This is a genomic window from Cupriavidus sp. UYPR2.512 (assembly GCF_000379565.1).
GTDB lineage: Bacteria > Pseudomonadota > Gammaproteobacteria > Burkholderiales > Burkholderiaceae > Cupriavidus.
This window is the reverse complement of the sequence record NZ_KB903162.1, coordinates 18528-34627: the sequence shown is the minus strand read 5'-3', so window position 1 is coordinate 34627 and position 16100 is coordinate 18528. Positions and strand designations below refer to the sequence as shown.

Here is a 16100-nt window from a genome sequence, read left to right as displayed (position 1 = left end):
TGAAACGGGTCTGGGATGGCCGACCCTGTGGTGAAGTCCTGTTTTCGATTTGCTCGAATCTTGCGTTGCAGCATGCAACGAGGGCATCAACCAGCAAATGCGGATCCCCCTTTTGAATAGGGTCATTGCACCGGGACGAGTCTGCCGAGCTTTAGGAGTCGGTTCTCTTCCGCCAATTGCTTGACCTCGGCGCGCAGGTCGTAGAGCTCGTGCAACAGAGCCACCTCCCTGTCGAGGGACTGGTCCAGTCGCCTCGTCAGATCCTCGATGTCCTTGCGCATACCAGGCACAGGGTCTGAGGCAACCTTGGCCTCAGCCTGCTGCTTGGCGGCCGCGTTGATGGTCGCGATCAGTTCGGCGTAGGCAGGCCTGGACTTCTTGATGCTGCCCCGGCCGCTGCCGGCCTCCAGCGCCACAGCATCGTTGCTGATGGGCTCGCCACGTGCCGTCAGACGCTCCAAGGCGGCGAAGTATTTGTCGACTTGGATCTTGGCGCTCATACGGCCTCCATGAGGTGTTTGCGGGCTTTGAGAAGCACCTGCAGGTGATCGGCTTCCAAGCGGTGCTCAACGCTGCCCGCTTCTGTGCTGGCCAGCGTGGCGACGACTGTTTCTTGCGTTCTGATCAGCAGACCCAGGCGTTTTTCAAACACCACCGCGTTGGCACAGTCCTTTTCCAGGCAGTCCCAAGGGATGGGTTCCAGCGGCGTGTGATTGCAGTCCTCCACGGCGATGCAACCGCCCAGGACGGTCTCGCGGTAGGCCAGCTTGCCGTCACGGAAGAGTTTCAGTGTCTCTTCCTTGGGGCGGCTGGATACCGTTTGATGTAATCGGGCCGCGCCCCGTCCACCGATCTCGCCGATAAGGTCTTCGTCCGAGAACAGCAAGGCCAAGCTGTAGGCAAGGAAGCTTGATTCTGACTTGGCGGCGTTCCACTCATGGCTGAAGTGTTCCTTGTCGAAGACGAGGTTGACCGCCCGGCAGAACCCATCGGAGTAGTACGCGCGCATCTCGTCTGTGATGTGCTGCAACTGTCCTTTGAGGGCCGGCAGGCTCACCATGCCCGAGCGATGGGCATAAACCGACAGGCTGCGACGGTATTGGTGGAATGTCAGCGGCCACGGTTTGCCGACCTCAATGCCCTCACGCAGCCAGTTCCGTTCCAACTCCATCGCGTTCAGCTCGTCGATGTCGGCCTGCGTGATGACGGCGCAGATATCAGGGATCAGCTCGTCGTGCAGTCGCGTGTAGATGTTGGAGGTACTCTGCTTCCTGTAAGGGTTGGCCGTCGAGCAGAACAATAAGGCGGCGTCATCGATTGCGGGATCACCGTCTATCAGAACCTCCAAGATGGCCGTGGCGACTCTTTGAGCAAGCAAGATTGCCCGATGGCCATCGCGGCTTGTGACCCAACTGGCGGGCTTCTTTCTGCCACCATTGAGCTTGTGGCTGTATCCGTTGACCACGTGGTGCACCGAGCCACGGTGTTCGACCTCCTCAAGAACCCCCTTGAGCGGCAGGATCTGCGCTTCGGCGACGCGCATGCCGGTGAAGGCGATCACGAGGTTCATCAGCCTGAGTTGAATTCCGATGATCTCGCCGGCGACGAAATTGTGAAGGCTTCCCTCGCTCCATCCCCTGGCCCGCATGGCCTCCCGCACCTCTCGGAGTTGTTTATCGCGATGCTTATTTAGCTGATTCTCGGTCAGGCCTTTTGGCGCATTGAGCGTGGAGGAGCGCTCTCGCCGGTAGGCATCCAGCAAGGTGTCCAGGCCGCGCTCGATCTCATCCAAACCGCCCAGCAGGCCGGCCAGGATCGCGCAGTAGATGCGGGATGGGATGATGGGCGTTTGGCTGCCTTCTGCATCCTCTGGAGCGGATTGCTTGATGACCTCAACCAGCTGCTTCAAACGGACTTCCAGCCCAATCTTGAGGAAGTCACGGTGGCGCCACAGTGTCCTGAGCAAGGCTCGGGCGGTTTTGGCGTACCCGCTGTTTAGTTCCGCCGACTCTTCGCCGAGCACCTGAGGATCACAGAACAACTCGAACAGCGAGATTCCGCGGCGGTACGCTCCTCGGGCCAATCGATTCAGCGCGCGACCTGCCTGCAGCATCGTTTTCTGGGCCCTTTGTCGCCCTGCATCCATGTGCAACCATAGCAGTGCCTTTTGCTGCTCCCGAATCAAAGCAGCGAGGTCGGGTCTGCCGATTTTCGGTGGAACCGACAGGGCCTGCGTCTCGAAGAAGGACAGAAAGTGCGGTGTTTGCCCTCCGTCCGTGCTCATCGATCTCAGATCCCACCTCCTGTCTCCGTAGTGGCTCAGAGGCTCCCCATCCGGATCCAGGGTCACGACCGCCTGGGGATCGAAATAGGACTCCACCAGGGGAGTTTCTGGTGTCCCGCCGGAACCTCCAGGAACGCCCTCCGGCAGCCGGGTGCGACCCTGATCGGCCTCCCTCGCCTGCAAAGCGTTAGACGAGGTGGTTGCCGGTGTCGCTAGATTGCTTCTTTGCATAGGAAGTAGTCTGCAGGCAGGTTTCGGTGAGGCTGAGCGTGAGCGTGGTGTCTCGCGATCAGACCAGGGCGGAAGACGGAGCCAGCAGGCCCAGCAAGTGGAGTTGTTGGAGTTTGCTGGCCCAGTAACGGCTAAGCCTGCCGTCTTCCAGAACGGCCACCCGAGCCCGCTCATGGGCCTCAGGATTGATTCGTTGGATCTCGTTGAGCAGGGCGCCGATGCGCTCGATCACGACGGCATAAACCAGTTCAGCTGCGCCTGAGTCGCCGAGCCTCGGCGCCAAGCGTTCCAGCACCGATCGGCACGACATCAGCTTGACGCAATCCTCTTCGTCGGCGTGGACGTGGAACTTGTTGCAGAAGAAGCAGCCTTCGGTCTTCTTGCAATCGGGCTTCACCAGCGGGTTGTCAGCCAGAGCCTTGGGGTGGCCGTGGTCTTCGCAGCCTCCGGCGGGGATGGCAGTGATCGGGATGACCGGCTTGGATGACGCGGCGCCGGCCTCCGAGCGGGTCAGGACCACCGAGGTCAATGAGGCCAGGAAGGGGGCCATTTCGGATCTCGACTCAGCATCCGTGATGTTGCTGTACCTGCGGATGGCCGTGCTCACCGAGTGCCCCATCATGTCAGCCGCCACCTTGGGGTTGTGTTCCTTGGCAACCCTGCCGGACTTGTAGGCGCGCAACTGCTGCATCGTCACTGGCGGTAACTTGATGCCGAAGGCGCTGAACCTGCCGCGCAATGCAGAGGTGAAATTTGGCGGCAGCGGGATAATCCCCAGAGGCCTCGCGTGGGCCGATCCGGGGTACATGCATTGAATGAACATCGGGCCGATTTCAGGGCAGTCGAGCCGCCGGCGCAGAGCTTCCCGGAGGCGCAGGTAAGCCCGCATGCGGGTCACGGTGGTGGAGGTCAGGTGAACCGGCACCTCCTTTCCCCCGGCCCGGAACTTGATGACCTTGTGGCGCAGGTTGAGCTTTTCCGGGTTGGCCAGTTGCTCATGCAAGTTCTGGGGCTCTTCATAGGACTGGATCGGGGCGAGGTTGGCACCCGAGTCGCCGATGCACAGCGCGGCATAGGCCATGCACCCAAGTTCGATCACGCGCTCGATGTGGGTGCCGGTTGGGATCGGCATCGAAACTTGTCGAGCCCCCGACTGCCAACGCAACTCGCCGAGGGAGGCGTAGTCGTTGTTGTCACGTGGGTCGTCGAGAACGATCCGAGCCACCGAGTCGAACACTCCTTGCGCGCAAGCCATGAGGGCAGCCACGTCCTCCGATTTGGGAGCCTTGACGCCGTCACCGTGGATGTACTTAATGGCCTCGACCTCGTTGCTGTATTCCCGGTCGTGGATGACGGACATCATCTTGATGGCGTCGACATCCATCATCGACGCCGCAGACGCACTGATGCGCTTTCCTGTGTGGTTAGCCTGCATGCGCTGCCGCAGGTAGCTGTGGTGCCTTTGGAGCGCCTCAAGGGCGAGATCCGGGTCGCTCAGGATCGATTCAAAGCGCCCATGGTGGAGCGGGGCATCGAGCCAGTTCAAGAATCTGGACAGACCGTTCGCCAACTCGTCACTCACGGACCTAGGCCTGGCGTTGTCGAAGCGGAAACGCTTGGACAGGCGCTCGATGGCCCTAGGCATGTCCTCGACCCGCTGCGCAGACAGGCTTGATGGGTTGAACCGATATCTCTTGCCGATTACCTTGCGCTCGAGGTAGCACCAGAGGTAGGCATGGGTCTGGACGCGATCTGCTGTATACAGGATTGTGCTCTGGGGCACATAGAGGTCGGGCATAGCCCCCTCTAATGGGAACGCCAGGCGAGGCAGACGTTTAGGGTAGCCGCCGCCCGTGCTGATCCAGTCGGACTCATGCATGTTGGTTTCCCTGCCTTCTCGTTCTTGTCGTTGTAGACCTTCGCACGCTTAGGCGGAGCGGATGAGATCGAGCAGATTCCGGTTCCAGTGAGCTTCCGCCTTTTCAAGGTGTTGAATGTGCTGGCGGTACTCGATGTATCGATCCGTCGTGGTTGGGTTTTTGTGCCACATGAGTCTGCGGAGTTGGTCCCGGGTCCAGAGGTAACGCTGGCGCGTGTCTTGGTTCTCCATGACCGCGTCAACCCAATTGACGCCGAAGGTGGCCCGCAGGTCGTGGAACTGGTAGTGGAAGTCGGGGATGGTCTTGCGGATCTCAGGGAGCACGTAGTCGGTGATGAAGGACCGGAGGTTCTGCCCCGCCGAAGATGAGCGCTTCAGCGGTTCGGTGGAGTCCCGAAGGGCATTGCGATCATCCTTGGACTCGTAATGGGGGCCACCCCGGCTGGACAGGAACAGATAGTTCAGCGGGTCCTGCTTGAGGCTGGACTTCTCACGCCTGGACCTGGCCCGGTCAGAGATTGCGTAGATGTGCAGCCATTCGTAGAGGTCCCGCTGCACTGAGAGGTACACATTCGGCACATCGTCTTTGGTGTCGATACCGGTCCCTGGCCCGCACTGCAGCTTGAACGGCCACTGGTTGATTTGGCTCGGAGGCGTGGCGAAATCGCCCCAACGCAGTGTCAGGACGGTCTGAATCCGGGCACCGGTCAGGAGCGCGGCGTAGTGCATTAGCTCGTAGTCGCGATTGCCGAGCTGCTTCAGCGCTTTGACCATTGCCTTCTGCTCATGCCGGGACAGTGGCAGCAGCCTGCCGCCGTCATTGATTCGGCGATCCCACGCGTAGTCCCGCTTGGGAACCTTGATGGACACGTCGGTCGTCGTCACCGCCTTGACCTGCTTGAAGCCCTTGCTATCGCGGTATTCAAGGCCGACGGTCCGATCAACCCATGGGGCGTTCTGGGGGCGGAAGCCCAGTCGTTCGCTCTCCATGAGGAACCGGTAGAAGCCCACCACCGTGTGCATGCGGCTACTGGCCGTGCTGTGCTTGATGGCGCCGGCGTTAATCAGATCTTGGAGGTGGGTCTTGTAGTGGTAGGTGGGGCGCAGGTACTTGTCCACCGCGGAGAAGTCGTCCCACTGGAGCCCAAATTCATCGAGGAACTGCTTGTAGGCCCGCAGCCCTTGCGCAACGGGATTCAGCGAGGACACCTTATGTGGTCTGGCCCGCGCACGATCCAACAACCACATGCAGGCAGGGGCCCACGGTGATCCGTCGGCATTGAGCACCAGAGGGAAGTGTGGGAACGTCTCCCACTTTACTGCCTTGGAGGCGCGCAACTCGCGCCAATATTTGACCGGTTCCCCCTTAACCCGATGGTCTACCGGGATGCGTCCAGGTGCCGGTTCATTAGCAACCCGGGTATTGCGGAAGATAGGGAGCGTGTAGACAGATGGCGCTTGAGACATAAGAGGGCCGGTACGGAAACACACGGAGTGTGTCCATACCGGCCCTCTCTGTCAAACGTGTATCTGAGGTGAAAACCTGTTAATGGAACAGGAAGTTCATCACATCCCCATCCTTCACCACATACTCCTTCCCTTCCGCCCGCATCTTGCCGGCTTCCTTCGCGCCGGTCTCACCCTTGAAGCTGATGAAGTCGTCATAGGCGATGGTCTGCGCGCGGATAAAGCCGCGTTCGAAGTCGGTGTGGATCACCCCAGCCGCCTTGGGAGCGGTGTCGCCGACGTGGATGGTCCATGCGCGCACTTCCTTGACGCCGGCGGTGAAGTAGGTCTGCAGGCCGAGCAGCTTGAAGCCGGCACGGATCACACGGTCCAGGCCCGGTTCTTCCATGCCCAGGTCGGCCAGGAATTCGGCCTTGTCGGCGTCGTCCAGGTCGGCGATCTCGGCTTCGATGGCGGCGCACACGGCGACCACCGGCGAATCGGTCTGCTTGGCGTGCTCGCGCACGGCGTCCAGGTGCGGGTTGTTCTCGAAGCCGTCTTCACGCACGTTGGCGACATACATGGTCGGCTTGGCGGTGATCAGGCAGAACGGGCGGATGGCTTCCCACTCTTCCGGTGCCAGGTCGAGCGTGCGCACGGCCTTGGCCTGGTCGAGCACGGCCTGTGCCTTTTCCAGCACGGCGACCAGGCGCTGGGCTTCCTTGTCGCCGGCGCGGGCCGGCTTGATGTAGCGGGCCAGGGCTTTTTCGACGGTGGCGAGGTCAGCCAGCGCGAGTTCGGTGTTGATCACTTCGATGTCCGACAGCGGGTGCACCCTGCCAGACACGTGGATCACGTTGTCATCCTCAAAGCAGCGCACCACGTGGGTGATGGCGTCGCATTCGCGGATATTGGCGAGGAACTGGTTGCCCAGGCCCTCACCCTTGGAAGCGCCCGCCACCAGGCCGGCAATGTCGACGAACTCGACCGTGGCCGGCAGGATGCGCTCCGGCTTGACGATCTCCGCCAGCTTGGCGAGCCTCGGATCCGGCACTTCGACCACGCCCACATTGGGTTCGATCGTGCAGAACGGGTAGTTTTCGGCGGCGATGCCGGCCTTGGTCAGGGCATTGAACAGCGTGGACTTGCCGACGTTGGGCAGGCCGACGATGCCGCATTGGAGGCTCATGATAGAAGGCGGGAAATGGCAAAACCCATATTCTAGCGGATGGGGCCTCGCCATCGGCCGGGTTGAGCAGACGTGGGGCGGGGCCAGGAGTGACGTGGCTATAATCCAGCCATGACCCGATCCCACGCGTCCGCGCGCCCGTCCGCGCGCAACTCCTCCGCTTTCCAGGTTGCCGTCGTCGGCGGCGGCATCGTCGGCAAGTCCTGCGCGCTGCTGCTGGCCCAGCAAGGCATGGACGTGGCGCTGGTCGCGCCCAGGCCGCCCCGCGCCAGCGGCCGCGCGCCGGCGGGGCCGGATGACTGGGACAGCCGCATCTATGCCTTCTCGGCCAGCTCGCAGGCGCTGCTGGAGCGCATGCGCGTGTGGGAAGCGCTGGACCCGGCGCGGATCCAGCCGGTGCGCGACATGCGCGTGTTCGGCGATGTCAGCGCGGCCGAGAGTTCGCCGAGCCTGGACGGGGACCTGCATTTCTCTGCCTACGCGGCCGCGGTGCCGCAGCTGGCGTGGATCATCGAATCCAGCCACGTCGAGCGCGCACTGGACACGGCGCTGGGCTTCCAGCACCAGGTGACCTGGCACGACGCCACGGCGAGCGGGTTCGAGCGCGATCCGGACGGCGTCACGCTGACCCTGGGCAATGGCGAGAAGCTGCGCACGGCCTGCGTGATCGGCGCCGACGGCGCGCGCTCCTGGCTGCGCCAGCAATGCCATATCGGCGTCAGCACGCGCAAGTACCGCCAGCTGGGCGTGGTCGCCAATTTCGCCTGCGAGCGCCCGCACCAGGAAACCGCGTGGCAGTGGTTCCTGGGCGCGCCCGAAAAGCTGATGGCTGACGAGGAACCCGCCAACGGCGAAGTGCTGGCGATGCTGCCGCTGCCGGACAACCATGTGTCGATGGTCTGGTCCGCCGACGAGGCCCACGCGCGCGAGCTGCTGGCGCTGTCGCCCGAGGCGCTGGCCGCCACCGTGATGCAGGGCGCCAGCGGCGCGGTCGGCGCGCAGTTTGGCGCGCTGCGCTGCGTGACGCCGGCGCAGGGCTTCCCGCTGGTGCTGCAGCGGGCCGACCACTTCGTGCAGCCGCACGTGGCGCTGGTGGGCGACGCCGCCCACGTGGTGCATCCGCTGGCCGGGCAGGGCATGAACCTGGGCCTGCGCGACGTGGCGGAACTTGGCCGCGTGATGGCCGACAAAGAACCTTTCCGCAGCGAGGGCGACCTGCGCCTGCTGCGCCGTTATGAACGCGCCCGCGCCACTGACCTGCTGTCGCTGACCGCGGCCACCGACGGGCTGCACCGGCTGTTCTCGCTGCCGGGCGGCGTGGCCCGCGTGGTGCGCAACACCGGCATGCGCGCGGTGGGCGGCCAGTCCTTGCTCAAGCGCTTGCTGATCAAGCGCGCGCTCGGCTGACCGCAAGCTGAACCAACGGTCCGATCCCTTTACCAGAATACTCTGGAGTCCACATGTTCCAATTCCTGCGCCGCCACACTGCCTGGACCACCGCCATTGCCGGCGGCCTGGCCGCAGCGGGCTTCGCGCTGCATGCCATGGCCGCCGGCGAGCCCGGCACCGACCGCATCAAGGAGTCGCTGCAGAAGATGCTGGGCGGCCGCGCCGAAGTGAAGAGCGTGACCAAGACCCCGGTGCCCGGCCTGTTCGAGGCCAACATCGGCGGGCAGGTGGTCTACACCGATACCTCGGGCCGCTACATCCTGAACGGCGAGATGATCGACACCCGCACCGGCACCAACCTGACCGAGGAGCGGCTGGCCGAGATCAACCGCATCAAGTGGACAGATCTGCCGCTGGCGCGCGCGATCAAGTGGACCAAGGGCGACGGCAGCCGCCAGGTGGCGGTGTTCTCCGACCCCAACTGCGGCTACTGCAAGCGCATCGAGCAGACCTTCCAGCAGATGGACAACATCACCGTGTACACCTTCCTGTACCCGGTGCTGTCGCCGGATTCTGAAACCAAGGCCAAGCAGGTCTGGTGCGCGTCCGACCGCACCAAGGCCTGGCGCGACTGGATGCTCAAGCAGGTGGCGCTGAGCGGCAACGGCAGCTGCAAGACCCCGCTGGAAGAGAACCTGGCATTGGGCCACAGCCTGAACGTGACCGGCACGCCGGCGGTGTTCTTCACCGACGGCACTCGCATCCCGGGCGCGGCGGACGTGGCCACGCTGGAGCGCAAGCTCGCCAGCCTCAAGAAATAAGCGCGCGCCGGACCTGTCCCGGCCCGATCGACGGCCGGACTTGTCCGGCCGTTCTGCTTTCTGCCTTCCCCTTATTCCATGCGATCGCCGACAGGCGACAAAGGAGACACCATGACCTTCCAGGCATTGCTGCTGACCCAGGCCGACGGCGCCACCCAGGCCAATATCGCCACGCTCGACGACGCGCAGCTGCCCGCTGACGGCGGCGTGCTGGTTGCCGTCGACTACTCCACCATCAACTTCAAGGACGGGCTGGCGATCACGGGCCGCTCACCGGTGGTGCGCAAGTGGCCGATGGTGGCGGGCATCGACGGCGCCGGCACGGTGCTGGAGTCCGCGCACCCGCGCTGGAAGGCCGGCGACAAGGTGGTGCTCAATGGCTATGGCGTGGGCGAGACGCATTGGGGCTGCCTGGCCCAGCGCGCACGCCTGAAGGGCGAGTGGCTGGTGCGCCTGCCCGACGCCTTCACCACGCGCCAGGCCATGGCGATCGGCACCGCGGGTTATACCGCGATGCTGTCGGTGCTGGCACTGGAGCGCGGCGGCGTCAACGGCCCGGTGCGCCCCGGCGATGGCGAGGTGCTGGTGACCGGCGCATCGGGCGGGGTGGGGACGGTGGCGATCTCGCTGTTGAGCAAGCTTGGCTACAAGGTGGTGGCCTCGACCGGCAAGACCAGGGAAGCGGATTTCCTGAAGGCGCTGGGCGCCGATGCAGTGATCGACCGCGCCGAACTGGGCGTGCCCGGCAAGCCGCTGCAGAAAGAGCGCTGGGCCGCGGTGGTCGACTCGGTCGGCTCGCACACACTGGTCAATGCCTGCGCCCAGGTGCGCTACGGCGGCGTGGTGACGGCGTGCGGGCTGGCGCAGGGCCTGGACTTCCCGGGGTCGGTGGCGCCGTTCATCCTGCGCGGCATCACCTTGCACGGCATCGACAGCGTGATGGCGGCGATGCCGCTGCGCGAGCAGGCCTGGCAGCGGCTGGCCAGCGACCTGGAGCCGGACCGGCTCAATGCGCTGACGCGCGAGATCGGCCTGGGCGATGCGATCGAGGCCGGCCGCAAGATCATGGCAGGCGGCATGCGCGGGCGCGTGGTGGTGGATGTGAATCGCGGCTGATCACTGCCCGTCGCTTTGCTGCAAAACCGCGTCGGCGCTACCCGCAAGCGCCGACGTTACAATCCTGCCCATGACGCCGATCCGCTACGCCATCGCCCCGCTTCAGCCTGAAGCGCACCTGTTTGCCGTCACCGTCACCGTGAGCGAGCCCGACCCCGCAGGCCAGTGTTTCTCGCTGCCGGCATGGATCCCGGGCAGCTACATGATCCGGGACTTCGCGCGCCATATCGTGCGCATCCGCGCTGATGCGGGCGGGCGCGAGGTCAGGCTGACCAAGCTCGACAAGCAGAGCTGGCAGGCCGCGCCGGTCAGCGTTGCCGATGGCCCGCTGACGGTGAGCTACGAGGTCTATGCCTGGGACCTGTCGGTGCGCGCCGCGCACCTCGACACCACGCATGGCTTCTTCAACGGCAGCTCGGTATTCCTGTGCGTGGCGGGGCAGGCCGATCATCCCTGCACGGTCGATATCCACGCGCCCGCGGGCGAAGCTTACCGCGACTGGCGCGTGGCCACCGCCATGCGCGAGGCGCCTGGCCGCGGCGGCGCGAAGTGCTACGGCTTCGGCCGCTACCAGGTGGCCGACTATGATGAGCTGGTCGACCATCCGGTCGAGATGGGTAACTTCCAGCTGGCCAGCTTCCGCGCCTGCGGCGCGCAGCATGACGTGGTCTTCACCGGCCGCGTGCCGCAGCTCGACCTTGAGCGCGTGTGTCGCGACCTGAAGCGCATCTGCGAGGCGCAGATCCGGCTGTTCGAACCCAAGACCGTGCAGGCGCCGTTCCTGGACAGCAACCGCCGCTACGTCTTCATGACGATGGTCACCACCGATGGCTACGGCGGCCTGGAGCATCGCGCCAGCACCGCGTTGATGTGCGCGCGCAATGATTTACCCGTGCGCGGCGACAGCGACACCAGCGAGGGTTATCGCACCTTCCTCGGACTGTGCAGCCATGAGTATTTCCACACCTGGAACGTCAAGCGCATCAAGCCGGCCGCGTTCGTGCCGTACCGGCTGGCCGAGGAAACCCACACGCCGCTGCTGTGGCTGTTCGAAGGCTTCACCAGCTACTACGACGACCTGGTGCTGGTGCGCTCGGGCTGCGTGACCGAAGCGCAGTACGTCGAGATGCTGGCCAAGACCTGGAACGGCGTGCTGCGCGGCAGCGGCCGCACCAAGCAGAGCGTGGCGCAGAGTTCGTTCGACGCCTGGACCAAGTACTACCGCCAGGACGAAAACGCCCCCAACGCCATCGTCAGCTACTACACCAAGGGCTCGCTGGTGGCGCTGGCGCTGGACCTGACCATCCGCGACAAGACCCGCGGGCGCCGTTCGCTGGATGATGTCATGCGCGCGCTGTGGCGCCGCTACGGCCGCGGCTTCTATGCGCCGGGCGCGGTGCAGCGCGGCGTGACCGAGGCCGAGGTCCAGGCGCTGTTCGATGAAGTCACCGGCCTGCGCATGGGGCCGCTGCTGCGTTCTCTGACCGAAGGCACCGGCGAGCTGCCGCTGCCGGCGCTGTTCAAGACGTTCGGCGTCAAGGCCGAGGCGCAGAAGCCGTCGCGCACCGCGGCGCTGGGCATCAAGGTCAAGACCGAGGACGGCTGGGTGCGCGTCAGCCAGGTGCTGGATGGCGGCGCGGCGCAGGCCGCGGGCCTGTCCGCGGGCGACCTGCTGGTGGCCCTCGACGGCCTGCGCGTGGCGCCCGGCCAGCTCGACAAGCTGCTGGCGCGCTACCGCACCGGCGACCGCATCGAGCTGCACGCTTTCCGCCGCGACGAGCTGCAGGCGCGGCCGGTGACGCTGGCGCGCGAGCCGGCGGCGCAGTTCAAGTTGAAGCCGGAGAGCGGACGGCACGCGGCCCGCTCGCGCTGGCTGGGCCAGTGAACTAGTCTTCCGCTGCCACACCCGCCACCGCACGCCATCGCCCCCGCTGCATGCAATACGCGCACGATCCCCGCACCTTCCTGTATTCGCACTACGTCTACCGCGGGCTGCGCTCGGCCACGGGCGTGATCGGCGCCACGCTGATCGCGCTGCACTTCAGTGACCTGCCCACCGCGATGGTGGTGTCGATGGGGGCGCTGTGTACCAGCCTGATGGACCTGCCCAGTCCGCTGAACCACAAGTTCAACGAGATGCTGGCCAGCGTGCTGCTGTGCAGCGTGGTCACGCTGGTGGTGGCGCTGGCCACGCCGTTCCCGCGCGTGATGCCGTTCCTGCTGGTGCTGGTGACGTTCCTGGCCGGCATGATGACGGTGTACGGCAACAAGACGCTGCCGCTGCAGTTCGCGGCGCTGTTCGTGATGACGCTGACCATCAACGAAGACTTCCTGGTGCGGCGCGCGCTGGAGCACGCGGCGCTGTTCAGCATCGGCGCGGTCGCTTATCTCGGCTATGCGATGCTGGTGAGCTGGATCACCGAGCGCCGCACCAAGCAGCAAGTGCTGGCCGAATCATTGTATGAGCTGGCCGGCTATCTCGAGATCAAGGCCGGCTTCTACGACGCCGGCAACGACTACGAGGCCCAGTTCAACCAGCTGGTGCGCCAGCAGATCGTGGTAGCCGAGCGCCAGCAGGCCGCGCGCGACCTGGTGCTGCGCGGCAACCGCACCCCGCACGACGGGCTGCTGGTGCAGGTGCACATGCGCATGCTCGACCTGTACGAGTACATCCTGTCGACCAACACCGACTATCCGCTGCTGCGCCAGACGTTTGCCGGCACGCCGGTGCTGGACCACCTGCGCGGGCTGGTAGTGCAGATGTGCAAGGACGTGGAGGAGATCGCCTACGAGGTCACGCGCGGCCGCGCCTCATACGCCACGGTGGAATACCGCCAGGGCCTGCGCGCGGTCGAGGCCGAGATCACGCAGTTGCGGCACCACCATATCAACCCGGCGGCAATGACGGCGCTGGCTGAAACGCTCGACATGATGCGCGGCGCGATCACGCTGGTCGGCCAGCTGCACGAAGCGTCGCGCACGCCGGTGGAGCCGGCCAGGGTGCTGCCCGGCTCGGACATGACGCCGTTCCTGACGCGCCAGAAGTATGAGTTCAGCGTGCTGCGCGACAACCTGAAGTGGCGTTCGCCGGCGTTCCGCTTCGCGGTGCGGATCTCGATGGCGGTGGCGCTGGGTCTGTGGATCGCCGAGCACCTGCCCTATGTGTCGCACAGCTACTGGATCCTGCTGACCATCATCGTCATCCTGAAGCCCAACTTCAGCATGACCAAGCAGCGCTACAACGACCGCGTGATCGGCACGCTGATCGGCTGCGTGGTCTCGGTCGGGATCCTGAAGGTGGTGCACCAGCCGCTGATCCTGCTGGGCGTGCTGTTCCTGTCGCTGGTGGCCAGCGCCGCGTTCGTGACCATCAAGTACCGCTACACCGCGATTGCCGCCTGCATCCAGGTGCTGATCCAGATCCACCTGCTGATGCCGGGTAGCCCCACCGTGGCGGGCGAGCGGCTGGTGGACACAGTGATCGGCGGCATCATCGCCTCGCTGTTCAGCTTTGTGCTGCCGAGCTGGGAATACCGCGCCATCCCCAAGCTGGTGGAAGGCGTGCTGCAGGCCAACCGCCGCTATATCGGCGCCACGCGCGACCTGCTGCTGCGCCGGACCAAGGATGACTTTGCCTACCGCGTGCAGCGCAAGCAGTTCATGGACAACCTGTCGGCGCTGATCTCGTCGTTCCAGCGCATGCAGGACGAGCCCAAGAGCCGGCACCGCGCGGTGGACAACCTGAACCGCTTTATCGTGCAGAACTACCTGGTGGCGGCGCACGTGGCGGCGGCGCGCATCCAGGTGCGCCAGCACTATGAAGAGCTCGATATTCCGGCCGCGGAAGCCGCGATCGAGCAGGCCACCGAGGCCGCCAGCCACAGCCTGCAGGTGGCCAGCGAGCGGCTGCATGCCGATGAGCGGGGCGGCGGCCGCGGCGCGGGCTTTATCCGCAGCGGGAAAACGCCGGTGGAGCGCAAGGAGGCAGCGCCCGTGGCCGCGGACAAGGCGCACGAACCTCCCGCTGAAGCTGCCGCCGGTGCCGAACCGGTAGCGGCCACTGTCAGCGCCGAAGTCGCCGAGGCCGCCGAAGACGCCGTCGCCGAACGCCGCGCCCGCCTGGCCGATTCGGCCGACAAGCGCCGCACCGACGTGCTGGTGCACGCGGCCGCCGCCGGTGAATCCAGCCATGAGGCCGGGCCCACCGCCAGCTCCACCGGCCGTCCGGCCAATGCGGTGCTGGACCGCCGCCTGCGCGCGTTGCGCGAGGATGCGGCCAAGATCGCGCTGCGCACGGGGGCCATCGGGCGCGCCATGCGTGCGCGCGACTAGCAGCGCGATCGAAGGCCGTTGGTTTTCCCCCCTCTCCCGCTTGAGGGAGAGGGGAGAAAACCGTGGGAGTGGCTTAAGCCCCTTGCCCCTGCGGCAGCTCTTCCTCGGGCAGTGTCAGCATGCCGCTGTTGTAGCGGTACTCGTAGATCTCGCCGTAGCGCCCCCAGCCGATCGCCACGCTGAGCACGCGCTCGGCCTCGGCGGGCTTCAGGAACTGCTCCAGTTCGTGCAGCACCTGTTCCTCGCGGATCTCGCCGGCCTCGCTGGCCACCAGTTCTCGGCGGATATGCGCGGCCAGCGCGACGTTGCCCAGCAGCTGCTGGCCGAACATCACCTTGCGTTGCTGCGGCCCGGCGGCGTACCATGCGCGGCCGGCCTCGGTGGCGGCGATGTCGCCCCGCTCGATCGACACCAGTTGCACCAGCTGCAGCGCTTCGCACGCAGGCAGCAGTTCGTCGTCGGTGAGGCCGGCCTCGTCGGCCAGATGGGGCAGGTCGGCGCGGCAGTTGAAGGGCGCCTCGCACAGCAGGTCGAGGATGGCTTCCATCTGGCTGATGTCGGCATCCGGCAGCCGGTAGGCGATCTGGCGCGCGGGCGCTTGCGCGGGCAGGCGCGCTTCGGCGGCGGGGGCGGTCATCAGCGCGTAGATCTCGTCGACCAGCGCGCGCACTGCACGCTGTCGCGGTTGCGCGGGCGCGGCAGCGCCACCGGCACCTCGGCGCGGATGCGGCCCGGGTCGCTCGACAGAATCACGATGCGGTCGGCCATCATCACCGCCTCTTCGATATTGTGCGAGACGATCAGGATGCTCCGGATATTGGCGCGCCCGCTTTCCCACAGCGCCAGCATCTCGTCGCGCAGGGTCTCGCCGGTCAGCACGTCCAGGGCCGAGAAGGCTTCATCCATCAGCAGCAGGTCCGGCCCGGTCACCAGCGCGCGCGCAATGCCCACGCGCTGGCGCATGCCGCCCGACAGCTCGCGCGGCAGCGCGCTGTTGAAGCCGGCCAGCCCGATCATGTCGATCGCGGCCTCGGCGCGGCGCTCGCGCTCGGCCCTGGGCACGCCCTGGGCTTCGAGCCCCAGCTCGACGTTCTGCTGCACCGTCAGCCACGGGAACAGCGCGAACGACTGGAACACCATGGCGATGCCTTCGGCGGTGCCGGCCAGGCGCTCGCCGCGAAAATGCACCTCGCCGCGGTCGGCGCCGACCAGCCAGGCCATGATGCGCAGCAGCGTGGACTTGCCCGAGCCGGACTTGCCCAGCATGGCGACGATCTCGCCCTCGCGCAGCGTCAGGTCCACGCCTTCGAGCACGGCGCGGTCGCTCTGGCTGGCGGTGCGGAAGATCTTGCCGACGCCGCGCAGCTCGATCACGGCGGGGGCGGCGGTGGATGCAATGTTCTCTGCCATCGT

The 16100-nt window shown here is 65.5% G+C and carries 10 protein-coding genes and 1 pseudogene; 5 read left to right on the top strand and 6 right to left on the bottom strand.

What is annotated here, in order from left to right; genetic code table 11:
• Positions 1 to 122: 122 nt before the first annotated feature.
• From A3A5_RS0128130 to ychF, 5 genes are all read right to left on the bottom strand, one after another.
• Positions 123 to 500 (bottom strand): hypothetical protein, encoded by a 378-nt coding sequence (locus A3A5_RS0128130; protein ID WP_018313801.1) that lies wholly within the window; start codon positions 498 to 500, stop codon positions 123 to 125.
• Positions 497 to 2380 (bottom strand): hypothetical protein, encoded by a 1884-nt coding sequence (locus tag A3A5_RS0128125; protein ID WP_018313800.1) that lies wholly within the window; start codon positions 2378 to 2380, stop codon positions 497 to 499. The genes A3A5_RS0128130 and A3A5_RS0128125 overlap by 4 nt, the downstream gene beginning before the upstream one ends.
• A gap of 193 nt (positions 2381 to 2573) precedes the next feature.
• Positions 2574 to 4394, bottom strand: a complete 1821-nt coding sequence (locus A3A5_RS0128120; protein ID WP_018313799.1) for a hypothetical protein — start codon at positions 4392 to 4394, stop codon at positions 2574 to 2576.
• A gap of 48 nt (positions 4395 to 4442) precedes the next feature.
• A complete protein-coding gene (locus tag A3A5_RS0128115) occupies positions 4443 to 5603 on the bottom strand; it encodes an integrase (RefSeq protein ID WP_232431476.1) in 1161 nt (386 codons plus the stop codon).
• Positions 5604 to 5940: 337 nt separating this feature from the next.
• The gene (gene ychF, locus A3A5_RS0128110) at positions 5941 to 7029 is read right to left on the bottom strand and encodes a redox-regulated ATPase YchF (RefSeq protein ID WP_018313797.1); all 1089 of its coding nucleotides are present in this window, start codon (positions 7027 to 7029) and stop codon (positions 5941 to 5943) included.
• A gap of 111 nt (positions 7030 to 7140) precedes the next feature.
• Between ychF and A3A5_RS0128105 the strand changes: the two genes are divergently transcribed.
• From A3A5_RS0128105 to A3A5_RS0128085, 5 genes are all read left to right on the top strand, one after another.
• Positions 7141 to 8436, top strand: coding sequence for a UbiH/UbiF family hydroxylase (locus A3A5_RS0128105; RefSeq protein ID WP_018313796.1), 1296 nt, complete (start codon positions 7141 to 7143; stop codon positions 8434 to 8436).
• A gap of 53 nt (positions 8437 to 8489) precedes the next feature.
• Positions 8490 to 9239 carry a DsbC family protein gene (locus A3A5_RS0128100; RefSeq protein WP_018313795.1) on the top strand — a complete coding sequence of 250 codons (750 nt, stop codon included), beginning with the start codon at positions 8490 to 8492 and terminating at the stop codon, positions 9237 to 9239.
• Positions 9240 to 9350: 111 nt separating this feature from the next.
• Positions 9351 to 10355, top strand: coding sequence for an MDR family oxidoreductase (locus A3A5_RS0128095; protein WP_018313794.1), 1005 nt, complete (start codon positions 9351 to 9353; stop codon positions 10353 to 10355).
• 70 nt (positions 10356 to 10425) lie between these two features.
• Positions 10426 to 12240 carry a M61 family metallopeptidase gene (locus A3A5_RS0128090; RefSeq protein WP_018313793.1) on the top strand — a complete coding sequence of 605 codons (1815 nt, stop codon included), beginning with the start codon at positions 10426 to 10428 and terminating at the stop codon, positions 12238 to 12240.
• A 50-nt stretch (positions 12241 to 12290) separates the two neighbouring features.
• Complete coding sequence (locus A3A5_RS0128085; protein ID WP_018313792.1) at positions 12291 to 14687, top strand: FUSC family protein; 2397 nt, start codon at positions 12291 to 12293, stop codon at positions 14685 to 14687.
• A gap of 73 nt (positions 14688 to 14760) precedes the next feature.
• Here A3A5_RS0128085 and A3A5_RS39455 read toward each other — a convergent pair.
• Positions 14761 to 16097: pseudogene (locus A3A5_RS39455) on the bottom strand (nitrate/sulfonate/bicarbonate ABC transporter ATP-binding protein).
• Positions 16098 to 16100: the final 3 nt, after the last annotated feature.